This window comes from Saccharopolyspora sp. MMCC62 (assembly GCF_057736575.1).
In genome coordinates, this window is record NZ_JBYKCM010000013.1 from 63,053 (window position 1) to 76,445 (window position 13,393).

Annotated in this window: 15 protein-coding genes; 5 read left to right on the plus strand and 10 right to left on the minus strand. The window is 72.6% G+C overall.

Features of this window, described 5'->3' with window-relative positions:
• The 3 genes from AC29IT_RS25535 (at position 1) to AC29IT_RS25545 (ending at position 1,370) form a co-directional block, all read left to right on the plus strand.
• The gene (locus tag AC29IT_RS25535; protein ID WP_488220362.1) at positions 1-474 is read left to right on the plus strand and encodes an alpha/beta fold hydrolase; all 474 of its coding nucleotides are present in this window, start codon (positions 1-3) and stop codon (positions 472-474) included.
• A gap of 43 nt (positions 475-517) precedes the next feature.
• Positions 518-1,057 (plus strand): GNAT family N-acetyltransferase, encoded by a 540-nt coding sequence (locus tag AC29IT_RS25540; RefSeq protein WP_488220363.1) that lies wholly within the window; start codon positions 518-520, stop codon positions 1,055-1,057.
• A gap of 169 nt (positions 1,058-1,226) precedes the next feature.
• Entirely contained in the window at positions 1,227-1,370 is a 144-nt protein-coding gene (locus AC29IT_RS25545; protein ID WP_358439102.1) for a hypothetical protein, read from the plus strand.
• Between the two features lie 247 nt (positions 1,371-1,617).
• On the opposite strand, the gene glpK is transcribed toward AC29IT_RS25545, so the two are convergent.
• Both glpK and AC29IT_RS25555 read right to left on the minus strand, forming a co-directional pair.
• Positions 1,618-3,117, minus strand: coding sequence for a glycerol kinase GlpK (gene glpK, locus AC29IT_RS25550; protein WP_358439099.1), 1,500 nt, complete (start codon positions 3,115-3,117; stop codon positions 1,618-1,620).
• Between the two features lie 154 nt (positions 3,118-3,271).
• Complete coding sequence (locus AC29IT_RS25555; RefSeq protein WP_358447035.1) at positions 3,272-4,015, minus strand: MIP/aquaporin family protein; 744 nt, start codon at positions 4,013-4,015, stop codon at positions 3,272-3,274.
• Between the two features lie 418 nt (positions 4,016-4,433).
• Here AC29IT_RS25555 and AC29IT_RS25560 point away from each other — a divergent pair, with 418 nt between their 5' ends.
• Positions 4,434-5,315: a DeoR/GlpR family DNA-binding transcription regulator gene (locus tag AC29IT_RS25560; protein WP_488220364.1), complete on the plus strand. Its 882-nt coding sequence runs from the start codon at positions 4,434-4,436 to the stop codon at positions 5,313-5,315.
• 148 nt (positions 5,316-5,463) lie between these two features.
• Positions 5,464-7,161 carry a glycerol-3-phosphate dehydrogenase/oxidase gene (locus tag AC29IT_RS25565; RefSeq protein WP_358447043.1) on the plus strand — a complete coding sequence of 566 codons (1,698 nt, stop codon included), beginning with the start codon at positions 5,464-5,466 and terminating at the stop codon, positions 7,159-7,161.
• Positions 7,162-7,220: 59 nt separating this feature from the next.
• Here AC29IT_RS25565 and AC29IT_RS25570 read toward each other — a convergent pair whose 3' ends face one another.
• The 8 genes from AC29IT_RS25570 to AC29IT_RS25605 form a co-directional block, all read right to left on the minus strand.
• Entirely contained in the window at positions 7,221-8,030 is an 810-nt protein-coding gene (locus AC29IT_RS25570) for an ESX secretion-associated protein EspG (RefSeq protein ID WP_488220365.1), read from the minus strand.
• Entirely contained in the window at positions 8,030-8,890 is an 861-nt protein-coding gene (locus AC29IT_RS25575) for a PPE domain-containing protein (protein WP_488220366.1), read from the minus strand. The genes AC29IT_RS25570 and AC29IT_RS25575 overlap by 1 nt, the downstream gene beginning before the upstream one ends.
• 31 nt (positions 8,891-8,921) lie before the next feature.
• Positions 8,922-9,230, minus strand: a complete 309-nt coding sequence (locus tag AC29IT_RS25580; RefSeq protein WP_358442958.1) for a hypothetical protein — start codon at positions 9,228-9,230, stop codon at positions 8,922-8,924.
• A 214-nt stretch (positions 9,231-9,444) separates the two neighbouring features.
• Positions 9,445-10,179, minus strand: a complete 735-nt coding sequence (locus AC29IT_RS25585; protein ID WP_358442955.1) for a DUF3558 domain-containing protein — start codon at positions 10,177-10,179, stop codon at positions 9,445-9,447.
• Positions 10,180-10,405: 226 nt separating this feature from the next.
• Positions 10,406-10,777 (minus strand): DUF1707 SHOCT-like domain-containing protein, encoded by a 372-nt coding sequence (locus AC29IT_RS25590; protein ID WP_488220367.1) that lies wholly within the window; start codon positions 10,775-10,777, stop codon positions 10,406-10,408.
• Positions 10,778-10,882: 105 nt separating this feature from the next.
• On the minus strand, positions 10,883-12,208 hold the full coding sequence (locus AC29IT_RS25595) for a dicarboxylate/amino acid:cation symporter (protein ID WP_488220368.1): 1,326 nt from the start codon (positions 12,206-12,208) through the stop codon (positions 10,883-10,885).
• Positions 12,209-12,407: 199 nt separating this feature from the next.
• A complete protein-coding gene (locus tag AC29IT_RS25600) occupies positions 12,408-12,485 on the minus strand; it encodes a putative leader peptide (RefSeq protein WP_358442968.1) in 78 nt (25 codons plus the stop codon).
• Between the two features lie 142 nt (positions 12,486-12,627).
• Positions 12,628-13,242 carry a Maf family protein gene (locus AC29IT_RS25605; protein WP_488220369.1) on the minus strand — a complete coding sequence of 205 codons (615 nt, stop codon included), beginning with the start codon at positions 13,240-13,242 and terminating at the stop codon, positions 12,628-12,630.
• Positions 13,243-13,393: the final 151 nt, after the last annotated feature.

Here is a 13,393-nt window from a genome sequence, read left to right on the forward strand (position 1 = left end):
GTGCGCCGCGGCGAGCAGCCGTCGGCGGCGGCGGACCTGGAGTCGGCGCTGGCCGAGCGCGTCGAGTGGCACCGGCTGCTGTCGGGGGAGGAGCTGCCGTTCGACGCCGCCGAGTTCCGCCGCATCGAGCTGCGGGACGTCGAGCACACCGGCTCCTGGCGCAGCCGGGAACCGCACCCGCACGCGCTCCTGCCGCAGGTCCTCGTCGAGCGCGGCGCGGGCCTGGCGCGGATCAGCACTCCGACGCTGGTGCTGCAGGCGCCGCTGGACCCGATCAACCCGCCGCCGCACGGCAGGCTGCTGGCCGCCGCGATCCCCGGGGCGCGGTGCGCGGAGATCGCGGGCATGGGTCACGCGTTGCCGGGCGCGGTGCACCGGCCGCTGGTGCGGCACCTCCTCGACCAGGTGCGGCGGGTCGAGCAGCGGAGGCCGTCAGATCAGGAGGAACCGGACGAGGGCGGGACGGGGACCTGAAATTCGGTACCGCCGGGGTGCGGAGTGCAGCAGACTCCCGCGCATGGAGCCGAGCGAGCAGTTGCACCACGACGGAGTGGACCTGCGCCGGTGGCGGCTGGAGGACGCGGGCACGGCGCTGCGGGTCGTGACCGAATCCCTCCGGCACCTGGGGCCGTGGATGCCGTGGGCGACACCGGGCTACGGGATGAAGGAAGCCACCGATTTCGTCGGCAAGGCCGACCGCGAGTGGGTGGACGGCAAGGCCTACACCTACGCGGTGCTGGACCCGCTCGGGCAGGTGATCGGTTCGGCGGGCCTGATGGACCGGATCGGCCCGGGCGGCCTGGAGATCGGCTACTGGCTGCACCCGGATTTCGAAGGCCGCGGCATCGCCCGCCGCGCGACGCTGGCGCTGGTCGACGAGGCGTTCCGGCTGGGCGCCGGGCACGTGGAGATCTGGCACGACGAGGCGAACGAGCGCAGCGGCGCCATCCCGAAGGCGTTGGGCTTCGTCGAGGTGGGTCGCTCGCCGGCCGCACCGGAGCAGGTCTGCCCGGCGGGAACCGGGGTCCTCGTCGTCTGGCGCCTCGCCCGGTCATGACGCCATCCGGCTGGTCCGCAACGGGATCCGATCACCGGGTCGGCGTGGGACCGGGCGGTCGGGGCGGTGGTGCCGCAGAATGCCGGAGCCGGTGGGCCGCCGGGGGACGGTGGCCGGGGGCGAAGCCGTCGTCGGGCGGCACCCGCACCGGCCGGGACGAGGGGGACGCATGCCGAAGGTGTCGGCGTCGTGGGCGTTGGCGGTCGCCGCGCTGATCGGGGTGGTGCTGGTGGTGCTCTCCGGCGGGGAACCCATCGAACCCCGCCACGCCGAGTTCACCGGCGTCCCGGCAGCGGAACGAACGGCCCCCTGACCCAACCGCTGACCGCCCGTCTCCGAACCCGCCCGGCGGGTCGTGTCGGTGTCCTGTCAGCGGCGAAGCCGCTGAGCCGACGACCACCTGATCAACCGGCACCGCAGCGGGTTCTCAGCGGCTTCCTCACGAGGACGGCGTTGTCGCCTGTGGCGGAGCCACCGGTGAAAACGGTCCCGCAGCGAGGAAGCCGCTGAGGTCCCGCCACCCGAGCACTAGACGGCAGAAGTAGCGACAGGCAGCGGGATCAAGCCCAGTCGAAGGTCTTGGTGACCGCCTTCTGCCACTGGGCGTACTCGTGCACCCGGCGCTCCTCCGGCATGACGGGGTCCCACTGCTTGTCCTTGGCCCAGTTGGACCGGATGTCGTCCTCGCCGGCCCAGAACCCGACGGCGAGCCCGGCGGCGTAGGCGGCGCCGAGCGCGGTGGTCTCGCTGACGACCGGCCGGATCACCGGGACGCCGAGGATGTCGGCCTGGAACTGCATGAGCAGTTCGTTGCCGACCATGCCGCCGTCGACCTTGAGCGATTTCAGCGGGACGCCGGAGTCGGCGTTCATGGCCTCGATGACCTCGCGGGTCTGGAAGGCGGTGGCTTCGAGCACGGCACGGGCGAGGTGGCCGCGGTTGACGAAGCGGGTGAGCCCGACGATGGCGCCGCGGGCGTCGGACCGCCAGTGCGGGGCGAACAGCCCGGAGAAGGCGGGCACGAAGTAGGCGCCGCCGTTGTCGTCGACGCTGCGCGCGATCTGCTCGATCTCGGGGGCGCTGCCGATGAGCCCGAGGTTGTCCCGCAGCCACTGCACGAGCGAGCCGGTGACGGCGATGGAGCCTTCGAGGCAGTAGACCGTGTCCTTGGACCCGATCTTGTAGCCGACGGTGGTGAGCAGCCCGTTGTCGCTCAGCACGGGCTCGGTGCCGGTGTTGAGCAGCAGGAAGTTGCCGGTGCCGTAGGTGTTCTTGGCTTCACCGGGCGACAGGCAGGCCTGGCCGAAGGTGGCGGCCTGCTGGTCGCCGAGGATGCCCGCGATGGGGAGCCCGCCGAACACGCCGCGCTCGCGGAAGTGCCCGTACACCTCGGAGGAGGAGCGGATCTCCGGCAGCATCGAGGTGGGGACGCCGATCTGGCGGCAGATGTCCTCGTCCCACTCCAGCTTCTCCAGGTCCATCAGCAGGGTCCGGGAGGCGTTGGTGGGGTCGGTGACGTGCAGTCCGCCGTCGGGCCCGCCGGTGCTGTTCCACAGCACCCAGGTGTCCATGTTGCCGAACAGCAGCTCGCCCTTCTCGGCGCGGGCGCGGACCCCGTCGACGTTGTCCAGGATCCAGCGGATCTTGGTGCCGGAGAAGTAGGGGGAGAGGGTGAGGCCGGTCTTGGCGTGGAACCGGTTCTGCCCGCCTTCGTCGGCGAGTTCGCCGACGATGGTGTCGGTGCGGGTGTCCTGCCAGACGATGGCGTTGTAGACGGGTTTGCCGGTGGCCTTGTCCCACACGACGGTCGTCTCGCGCTGGTTGGTGATGCCGACGGCGGCGATCTCGGAGGTCACCAGGTCGGCTTTCGCGAGCGCGCCCGCGCACACCTGGCGGGTGTTGCTCCAGATCTCCTCCGGGTCGTGCTCCACCCAGCCGGCCTTGGGGAAGATCTGCCGGTGCTCGACCTGGTCGACGGCCACCACGCGCCCGCCGTGGTCGAAGATCATGCAGCGGGTGGAGGTGGTGCCCTGGTCGATCGCGGCGACGTAGGAGGCCATGATGTCGTCCTTTTCGATGGGTTCCGAGATGTGCGTGGGCTCGGGGTGAGTGTCGCCCGTCCGGCCCGGCCGGGCAGCCCCCCGGTGCGGGAATCGCGCGGGGGGGGGGCGGGCCGGGGGGGCGGCCCCCCACCGCGGGGGACGTGACCGCGGCTCAGGTGGCGGGCAGCACCAGGGCGACCGCGCCCGCGAGCATTCCGCCGATGATCGGCCCGGCGACGGGGATCCACGAGTAGCCCCAGTCCGCGGAGCCCTTGCCGCGGATCGGCAGCAGCGCGTAGGCGATGCGCGGTCCGAGGTCGCGGGCCGGGTTGATGGCGTACCCGGTGGGCCCGCCGAGGGAGGCGCCGATGCCGATGACGATGAACGCGACGGCGGCGTAGCCGAGCGCGTCGTTGCCGAAGCTGAAGGCGCCGTCGTCGCCGCGGCCGGAGCCGGGCGTCTGGATGATCCACAGCACCAGCACGAAGGTGCCGATGATCTCGGTGACCAGGTTCCACGGCGCGTTGCGCACGGTGGGGGCGGTGCTGAAGATCCCGAGGGTGCCCGCCGGGTCGTCGTGGGTGTCGAACTGCAGCTTGTAGGCCGCCCAGCACAGCGCCGCGCCGAGCGTGCCGCCGATGATCTGGGCGACGATGTAGACGGGCACCTGGCTCCACGGCACCTGGCCGTCCACGGCGAGGCCGAGGGTGACGGCGGGGTTGATGTGCGCCCCGGTGGGTTCGGCGATGCTGGCGCCCGCGAACACGGCGAAGCCCCAGCCGAAGTTCACCAGCAGCCAGCCGCCGTTGTTGCCGAGCGCCTTGCGCAGTGTCACGTTGGCGACGACGCCGCACCCCATCAGGGTCAGCACGGCCGTGCCCATCAATTCCCAGAGGAAGATCTCACCCAGACTCATGTCCCAGGTCCCCTCGTCGCGGCGCCATCGGCGCGGTCGGGTGTGCGTTGCGGGTCCGGCTGGGCGGGTGGTGCCGGTGGCACGCCGCGCTGGTCCGCCTCCGGTGAGCGCGTCGGGCGTCGTCTCGCGGGCCTGCGGGCCGAAGGGCGGCCGCGGGTGTCGCGAGCACGGGCACGTCGATCTCCTCCGTTGGAGCCGCTTCGGTGGCCGGACGCACCGAAGAACACGGTCACATTAGGCATGTGAAAACAAACATTGCAATAGCTATGCGATGGTGTTTTTATCGCGATGTACGGTGAACTCGCTGTGGTCGAGGTTCGTGCGGCGAGGCACGACCGGCGGGCAGGGGTTCGGCTAGGAGGATGGGCACCCAATGGTGGAAGTCCCCGCAGGGGATGTGGCGGTGAGGGGGACGACGATGTCCGCTACGTCGGGTCGGCGCCCGTCCGGCAAGCAGCAGGACCGGCGGCGCAAGATCACCGAGCTGGTGATGGCGGAAGGTTCGCTGCGCATCGACGACCTGGTCTCGACGGTCGGCGCCAGCGCCATGACCGTGTACCGGGACCTGGCCGACCTGGAGTCGCAGGGCCTCGTGCACCGCAACCGCGGTTACGTCTCCGCGGCCTCCTCGCTGCTCTACGAGGCGGCCTCGGAATACCGGATGCAGCAGAACGAGGCGGAGAAGGACGAACTCGCGAGCGCCGCCGCCGAACTGGTCGAACCCGGCCAGGCGCTGGTGCTCGACGACTCCACCACCGGGGTCTACCTGGCTCGGCGGCTGCCGGAGCGCGCGCCGCTGACCGTGGTGACCAACCACCGCGGGGTGTTCGGCGAGCTCGCCGGGCAGCAGGGCGTGCACCTGATCTCCATCGGCGGCGACTACCTGCCGTGGGCCGACGCGTTCGTCGGCGGCATGGCGCTGGACGCGCTGCGGGGCCTGCGGGTGGACCTGGCGATCATGTCCGTCTCCGCGGTGACCGGCGGCATCTGCTGCTACCCGCAGCAGGAGATGGTGCAGATCAAGAAGGCGATGCTGGCCGCGGCCAGCCGCCGGGTGCTCTACGTGGACCACACGAAGTTCCGCAGGCGCGCGCTGCACGCGGTCGCGCCGGCCGAGGACTTCGACATGGTGATCGTCGACTCCGCCACGTCGGACGCCGACATCGAGGTCCTCGTCGAGCGCGGTGCGACGGTCCGGCGCACCGGTGAGATCCAGTCGGAACAGGCCAAGAAGGACCTCGCCACGGCAGGTCAGAGCAGCAACGGCGCGGCAGGCGTGCAAGGCGCAGGCCGGGCATGATGACCACCGCGGAACGCGCCGGCGAGGTGCGGGTCGGCGGTGATCGGGATTCGAGCGAGGAGGACGCCAGGTGTCCCACGACGAGAGAACGACCGCGACGACCGGTGCCACCGATGCCACCCGGGCTTCGGAGGAGGCGCAGGGCAGGCTGGGGCCGGGCGACCGCGAACGCAACTGGAACAGGCTGGGCTCGGAGGAGTTCGACGTCGTCGTGATCGGCGGCGGCGTCACCGGCGCCGGAGCCGCGCTCGACGCGGCCACCCGCGGGCTGCGGGTCGCCCTCGTGGAGGCGCGAGACCTCGCCGCCGGCACGTCGAGCCGCTCCAGCAAGCTCTTCCACGGTGGCCTGCGCTACCTGGAGCAGCTGGAGTTCTCCCTGGTCCGCGAGGCCCTGCGGGAGCGGGAGCTGATGCTGACCCGCCTCGCGCCGCACCTGGTGAAGCCGGTGCCGTTCCTCTACCCGCTCAGCCACCGCGTGTGGGAGCGGCCGTACACCGCGGCCGGGCTGCTGATGTACGACACGATGGGCGGCGCCCGCTCGGTTCCCGGGCAGAAGCACCTGTCCCGGGCGGGTGCGCTGCGGATGGTGCCCGCGCTCAAGCGGAACGCGCTGATCGGCGGCATCCGCTACTACGACGCGCAGTCCGACGACGCGCGCCACACCATGACCGTCGCCCGCACCGCGGCCCGCTACGGCGCCGTCGTCGCGACGTCCACCCAGGTCACCGGGTTCCTGCGGGAGGCCGACCGGGTCGCGGGCGTGCGGCTGCGCGACGTGGAGACCGGCGCCGAGACCGAGGTCCGCGCGCAGACCGTGATCAACGCGACCGGGGTGTGGACCGACGAGCTGCAGCGCCTGTCCGGCAGCCGCGGGCAGTTCCGGGTCCGCGCCAGCAAGGGCGTGCACATCGTCGTCCCGCGGGACCGCATCGTCTCCGAGGTCGGGATGATCCTGCGCACCGAGAAGTCCGTGCTGTTCGTCGTGCCGTGGGGCGGCCACTGGATCGTGGGCACCACCGACACCGACTGGAACCTGGACCTCGCGCACCCGGCGGCGACGAAGAAGGACATCGACTACATCCTGGAGCACGTCAACACGGTGCTGGCCACGCCGCTGACGCACGCCGACATCGAGGGCGTGTACGCGGGGCTGCGCCCGCTGCTGGCGGGGGAGAGCGACGAGAGCTCCAAGCTGTCCCGGGAGCACGCGGTCGCCCGCGTCGCCCCCGGTCTGGTCGCCATCGCCGGTGGCAAGTACACGACCTACCGGGTGATGGCCGCCGACGCGGTGGACGCGGTGGCGCCGGACCTGTCCGGCCGGGTCGCGTCCTCCATCACCGACCGGGTGCCGCTGCTCGGCGCCGACGGTTACCACGCGCTGGTGAACCAGGCCGACCAGATCGCGTCCGCGCACGGCGTGCACCCGTACCGGATCCGGCACCTGCTGGACCGCTACGGCTCGCAGGTCCACGAGGTCCTCGCGCCCACCGCGGACCGGCCGGAGCTGCTCAAGCCCGTCCCCGGTGCTTCGGCCTACCTGCTGGCCGAGGTGGCGTACGCGTGCACCCACGAGGGCGCGCTGCACCTGGAGGACGTGCTGACCCGGCGCACCCGCATCTCCATCGAGTACCCGCACCGCGGGGTGGAGTCGGCGGAGCCGGTGGCGCGGCTGATGGCCGAGGTGCTCGGCTGGGACGAGGAGCGCATCGCCCGCGAGATCGAGGTGTACACCGCCCGCGTCGAGGCCGAGCGGGACTCGCAGACGCAGCCCGACGACGAGGCGGCGGACGCGAAGCGCTCCGCGGCCCCCGAGGTGCGCGACCGCATCGAAGAACCCATCGCCTGATCGCACCGAGCAGGTGACCGCGGGCCGCTCGTCCACTCCGGACGGGCGGCCCGTCCGCGTCAGCGGGCCAGGTCGGTGAGCAGCTCGTCGACGTGGGCGATCAAGCGGCGGCCGTCGGCGGGCGCGACGGTGCTCCACGAATCACCGGACGGCGAGTCCCGGCGCAGCTGCGCGTACCGGCCGTGCGGGGTGTCGAAGAACCCGACGACCCGCGGCGCCCGCACCCGGCGCCCCAGCCGGTCACGCGCGGCGGCGCCGAACTGCCCGCGCGCCCCGGCTTCGCGGACCATCGAGGTGAGCATCTCCGCGTCGTCGCCGCGCACCCCGCGGCGCACCAGCTCGCCCTCCAGGGCTTCGGCGTTCCCGGCGGTCGCGCTCGCGGCTTCGTCCAGGTCGACGCTGCGCACCGTCACCGACCGGCCCGGCCCGGCGCCGAGCGCGGGCAGCACCGAGGTCGCCTCGCGCACCAGCCCGGTGGCCGAGACCGGACGCAGCGTCAGCGCGTCCTCGTTCTTGACCACCAGCACCGCGTCCGCCCCGCTGCCGTCCGGCACGCCGGAGGCGGCGAGCACCCGGACGCTGCGGTCGAACCAGGTCCTCCCGTCCACTTCGGACTCGGGATGGGCGAGCAGCCGCAGCATCCGGTCCAGCGCCGGATCCAGCCGCCGCCGGTCGCCGAGCTGCTTGGCGCCCATCGACCGCCAGGCCGAATCCGCCAGCTCCGCCCGCTCGCTCCAGGTGCGCCCCGGCGACGGGACCCGCAGCACCAGCGGCAGCGTGTCCAGCCCCAAGTGCTCGGCGAGCACGTCGAACTCCAGCGCGGACAGCCGGACCGGGCCTGCCCCCGCCAGGGCGGAACCGCCGATCATCAACCGGGATCTCCGCCGATGACCGGGCGGGACAGGGTCTGCGGCGCGTCGAAGAAGCCGTTGCCGCCGCCGACCTGCTCGGTCACCGAACGGTCCACCGGGTCGTCGTCGCGGCGCCGGGTCCGGCCCCCACCGGAACCGGTCGTGCCGCGGCCGCGTTCCCCGTCGCGGCCCGCCGAACCGCGCGCCTGCTGCCTGCGGGCGCCGCCCGGTCCGGTCGGCGAACCGGCACCGCCGCGCGGCGCGGGCACCGGCGCGCCCGCCCAGCTGATCGTGATGTTCGGCTGCTGCAGGCCCTTCGCCGCGCCCGGCGGGGGGACGTGGGCGTCCACGACCACCTGCGGCGGCGGTGCGAAGGAAGCCAGCGACGTCGTGTTGGCCCGGGTCGAGGACTCGTAGGTGCGCATCACCTCGAACGCGCGCTGCTCGGCGGCGTCCCGGCGGGACTCCTGCACCTCGTAGTCGGTCTGCCCGCCGAACAGGTGCACCAGGCCGGTGATCGCGGTGCCCGGGTCCTCGGTGGTCAGCGGCTGCGGCTGCGGCATGTCGGCGCGGGCCTTGCCGACGAACGCGGCCTGCTGCTCGGTGCGGTCCCGCATCAGCTCGGCGGCCTGCTGCGCCTGCACGGCCCACTCGCCCAGCGGGCGGATGCCGCCGTGGGCGTTGTCGGCGGCGGCGCCCTGCCAGCCGGACATCGCGGAGTTCAGCGCGGCGGCGAGATCACCGTCGATCTCCCCGAGGGTGCGGGTCAGCTCGCTCCAGCGGCGCACCGAATCGGTCGACGCGTCCGCGCCGGGGCCCTGGTGGATCTGCTCGTAGAGCTCCTCGTGGCGGTACCCCTGCCAGCGGTGGTCGCTCATCGGGTCGCGCCTCCCGTCGCACCGGTCACGGTCAGCACCCTCCGCCGAGCCGCACCGCGTTCACGTCGTCGGTGTCCTGGTAGTGCTGGTTGGCCAGCTGCAGGGACTCGGCCGCCGACTGCAGCTGGTCGCGGTAGCCGCACAGCGCGGTCAGCGCGTCCTGGTCGCCGCCGACCGAGCGCTCGTTGAACTGCTCGGCGGCGGTGCTGCTGATCGGGTCACCCGCCCACGGCCGGATGCGCAGCTCGGTGATCGCGTGCTCGATCTCCACGCCCACCTGGTCCAGCGAGGACTGTAAGGCGTTCACGAGGCTCGGGATGGCGGTGGGTTCGACGCGCATGGAGCCACCGGAACCGGAGATTCCCGGTAGATCGGTGGAATCCGGCGCGCCGTCCCCCGACGGTGAGTGCAGCGGCACGGGGTTTCCCTCCCACGGGTAAGACGTCCGCGCTCACTCTAATCACTATTCGTCACGGTGGGGAGTGCTCCAAACGCGGTGAGTATCAACGGGGTTGGGCCGCGAGGCCCAGCCGCACTGCACCGTACGCCGTCGATCACTCCGTCGGACGGGGGCTCATCAACGGCTCCGAGGAGCCGCTCGTGGACTCTTCCGCGGTGGGATCCGCGGACGTGGTGGCGGATTCGGAGGTCTCCGGTGCGGGGTCGGCGAGCGAGGCCACCGCGTTCTCCGCGACCAGCTGCGCCCCTTCGCAGAGGGCGTCCAGCGGCGGTGCGGGCTGCCCGCCGTCGTCGCGGTAGAGCACGTCGAGGTGCTGGCCCTCGGCGACGTCCACCGCCACGTTGCAGGACAGGTCCAGGTCCGGCGTCTTGATCACCAGCGCGGGGAAGCCGTGCACCACCACCGGCGTCGCCTGCACCTGCGCGGTGTCGTCGGTCCACACGCTCATCGATTCGGTGGTGATCAGCGACAACCGGGCGCCGACCTTCGCGGTGGTGTTGCGGAAGCTGCACGTGGGCGCGTCGCCGAAGCCGCCTTCGGTGTCGGCCAGCGGGTCGCGGTCGAAGCCGAGCTGGCCGCGCTGGGCGGCGGTGAGCAGTCCGCACGGTTCCACATCGGACATGCTCAGCTCGTACGGGCGCGGCGGTGGCGGAGGCGGGGTGCTGGTGGTCGGAGGTGCCGGCGGCGGTGGCGCGGGCGTCTCCGCCGCGGGCTCGGAGCGGAGGAAACCGCATCCGGAGAGGGTGAGCAGCGCCGCCGCGCACATCCCGCCCAGCCGCATGGCCGACGTCCGGCCGTTCCGCGCCGAGGCGGTCCGCGAGCTCTGCATGTCCCTCACCGTAACGAAGGCGGCGGCCGGTCCGGGGCAACTCCGGGGCGCGCCGCGCGGTCGTCGCCCGGGTGAACGGCCCATCGGCCCAACTCGCTCGGTCGAACGGGCCCGTCGCCTCGTCCGGAGCCGGGCGGGGGAACGGGGTGCTGCTGTTCGGGTGCCGGGTGCGGGAGACCGGGATCGGGGCGGGAGGTGGCTGGTTCTCGCCATTCGGCGCAGCCGGTCACCGCCGCCGGACCACCCAGGCGATCAGGAAGATCGCGAGGAGGCCGAGCAGCCACAGGTCCCTCGTCACCACGGTCAGCACGAGCAGCAGGACGGCGCCGCCGACCCCGAGCAGCACCTCGGTCCGGGGCCGGGCGCGGGCCGGCCTCCTGCCGGGGGCCCAGGTCGCGCCGCCGGTCTTCGCGGTGTCGGGCAGATCGCTGAACAGCGCGTCCAGGTCGGCTCCGCTGCGGGCCGCGACCACCTCGGCGCACCGCTCGTCGTACTCGACGAGGTCCAGCCTGCCGGAGGTGAGGTGTTCGCCCAGCAGCGCGATCGCGGCTTCGCGTTCGGCATCACCGATCCGCAGCTTCCGTTCCCTCGCGCGCACTCCGCCATCCTAGGACGCGTCCCGCCCGAAGCCGACGTCCCGGACCGGACGGACCGGGCGAACGGCCCATCCGACCGGGCGGACCGGTCGAACGGGCCGTGGGCCTCACGCCCGGGCGGCGAGGAGCGGCGGGTCGGTGGGCGAGTTGAGCTTCTCGTCGTCGATGAGCCCTTCGCCGCGGGCGACGACGGTCGGCACCACGATCTGCCCCGCCACGTTCGTCGCGGTCCGCGCCATGTCCATGATCGGGTCGACGGCGTAGGCGACGGCGATGCCGGTGGCCACCACTTCCGGCGGGAAGCCGAGCGCGCTCACCGTGAGGGTGAGCATGGTGAACCAGCCGGTGACCCCGGCGGTGGCGATGGCGCCGAACACGGCGACCGCGATGATCGTCAGGTACTGCACGATGCCCAGCTGGATGCCGAACAGGTTCGCGATGAAGATCGCGCCGACCGCCGGGTAGATCGCCGCGCAGCCGTCCATCTTGGTCGTGGTGGCCAGCGGCACCGCGAAGTTCGCGTACGAGCTGCTGACGCCCAGGTTCTCCGCGGTCTGCCTGCTCAGCGGCAGGCTGGCGCCGGAGGAGCGGGACACGAACGCGAACTGCAGCACCGTCCACGCCTTCGCGAAGAACGTCGCGGGGCTCACCTTCGCCACGAACCGCAGCAGCACCGGGTACACCACGAACAGCACCAGCGCGCAGCCCAGGTAGGTGGCGCCGATCAGCTTCAGCAGCGGCGCGAAGAACTCGTTGCCGTAGGTGGCGACCGCGTTGCCGATCAGGCCGAGGGTGCCGATGGGGGCGAGCTTGATGATCCAGCCGAGCACCCGCTGGATCACCTCGAACAGCGAGCGGTTGAAGTCCACGAACGGCTGCGCGGTGTCGCCGAGGCTGTAGGCGGCGGCGCCGATGATGAGCGACACGAACACCACCTGCAGCGTCTCGCCCTCGGAGAAGGCCTGCACCAGGTTGCTCGGGATCAGCCCGTTGATCAGGTCCAGCCAGGAGCCCTGCGTCTTCTCCCCGATGGACTTCAGCCGCTCCGGGTCGGGTTCGAGCACCAGGCCCTGCCCGGGCTGCACGAGCCTGCCCACCGCGATGCCGATGACCACCGCGATCAGCGAGGTGATCGCGAACCACAGCGCGGTCTTGCCGCCGAGCCGGGCCGCGGTCCGCCCGCCGCCGACCGAGCGCAGGCTGGTGATGCCCACGACGATCGCCGTGAAGATCAGCGGTAGCACGGTGAACGTGAGCAGGCTGGTGAACGTGGATCCGATCGTGTCCAGCGTCGTGATCAGCCACTGCGCGCCGGTCGCCTTCGCGATCCAGCCCAGCAGCGCGCCGACGACGAGGGAGGCGACGACCGCGACGGCGAACAGCCGCGGGTTGAACACGAACCGTCGCCGAGCGGGTTCGGGGGAGGTGGACACGGGATCTCCTGACTGCGTGGTCCGGGAAGGTGGTCCGGAAGGCGCGGGACGCGGGGAGGCGCGGTCGCGCCGGGGGAGGACCGCTCGCGGGCTGCGCCCGGGCGGGACGTGCGCGGGCGGTGCGGATCGGCCGGGACCGGCGCGGATCAGCGCGGAGCCGGTGCGCGCGGTGCGCGCGGGGCCGGGGTTCGCCGCCCGCTCAGGGACAGGTGCTGCTGGCCTGCCGTCGCAGATCGACGTGCAGGCGTGACGTCAGGTACCGCCGCTGAGCTCCCATCGCGGACAGTTCTAACCCGCGGTTCGGTCCAGACCATCCCGTCTTGACCGAATTGTGTTCGCGTTCACCTGCGCGATCGCGGAATCCGGCGCACGCGGCGGAATTCGGCCACGAAGCGCGCCGGAGCGATCACTCCCGGAGGTCAGGAACGGTTCCACAGCTCCGTCACACCGACACCCACCTCGGCGAGCAGGGTGCGGGTCAGCGGCAGGCTGATGCCGATCACGCTCGACGGGTCGCCGTCCACGCCCTCCACGAACCAGCCGCCGAGGCCGTCCAGGGTGAACCCGCCCGCGACCCGCAGCGGCTCGCCGGAGTCCACGTAGGCCGCCAGCTCCGCCTCGGTCGGTTCGGCGAAGCGCACCACCGTCGTCTTGTGCGCGTGCGCGCGGGCCACCACGTCGCCGTCGCGCAGCCGCAGCACCGCGTGCCCGGTGAGCAGTTCCCCGGTGCCGCCCGCCATCGCGCGCCAGCGCTTCAGCGCGATCTCCGGCTCGTGCGGCTTGCCGACGACCTCGCCGTGGATGGACAGCATCGAGTCGCAGCCGACGACCACCGCGTCGCCGCCGATCTCCGGCAGCACCGCCTCGGCCTTCGCCAGCGCCAGCGCGGTCACCAGCTCGGCGGGGGACGGGTCGGGCAGCGCGGCGGCCACCGCGTCCTCGTCCACTCCGGACACCTGCACGGCGGGATCGATCCCGGCGGCGCGCAGCACGGCGAGTCGGGCGGGGGACGCGGAGGCGAGGACGAAGCGCACGCGGCGACTGTAGCCGCGGCCCGGTGCGGGCCCGGAGGGCGGCCCGTTGCCCTTTTCGGCGTCGCCCGCACGGGCCGAACGGCCGAGCCACAAGCCTGTGCGGTGCGGTTTCGTGCGTTCACAGGGAATGCCATAGCTCTAATGGCGGTGC

Excerpts from the sequence above, each read along its gene's own strand:
- AC29IT_RS25540 (WP_488220363.1), top strand. The coding sequence starts at position 518 with ATGGAGCCGAGCGAGCAGTTGCACCACGACGGAGTGGACCTGCGCCGG.
- AC29IT_RS25545 (WP_358439102.1), top strand. The coding sequence starts at position 1,227 with ATGCCGAAGGTGTCGGCGTCGTGGGCGTTGGCGGTCGCCGCGCTGATC.
- glpK (WP_358439099.1), bottom strand. The coding sequence starts at position 3,117 with ATGGCCTCCTACGTCGCCGCGATCGACCAGGGCACCACCTCCACCCGC.
- AC29IT_RS25555 (WP_358447035.1), bottom strand. The coding sequence starts at position 4,015 with ATGAGTCTGGGTGAGATCTTCCTCTGGGAATTGATGGGCACGGCCGTG.
- AC29IT_RS25560 (WP_488220364.1), top strand. The coding sequence starts at position 4,434 with ATGTCCGCTACGTCGGGTCGGCGCCCGTCCGGCAAGCAGCAGGACCGG.
- AC29IT_RS25570 (WP_488220365.1), bottom strand. The coding sequence starts at position 8,030 with ATGATCGGCGGTTCCGCCCTGGCGGGGGCAGGCCCGGTCCGGCTGTCC.
- AC29IT_RS25575 (WP_488220366.1), bottom strand. The coding sequence starts at position 8,890 with ATGAGCGACCACCGCTGGCAGGGGTACCGCCACGAGGAGCTCTACGAG.
- AC29IT_RS25580 (WP_358442958.1), bottom strand. The coding sequence starts at position 9,230 with ATGCGCGTCGAACCCACCGCCATCCCGAGCCTCGTGAACGCCTTACAG.
- AC29IT_RS25585 (WP_358442955.1), bottom strand. The coding sequence starts at position 10,179 with ATGCAGAGCTCGCGGACCGCCTCGGCGCGGAACGGCCGGACGTCGGCC.
- AC29IT_RS25600 (WP_358442968.1), bottom strand. The coding sequence starts at position 12,485 with ATGGGAGCTCAGCGGCGGTACCTGACGTCACGCCTGCACGTCGATCTG.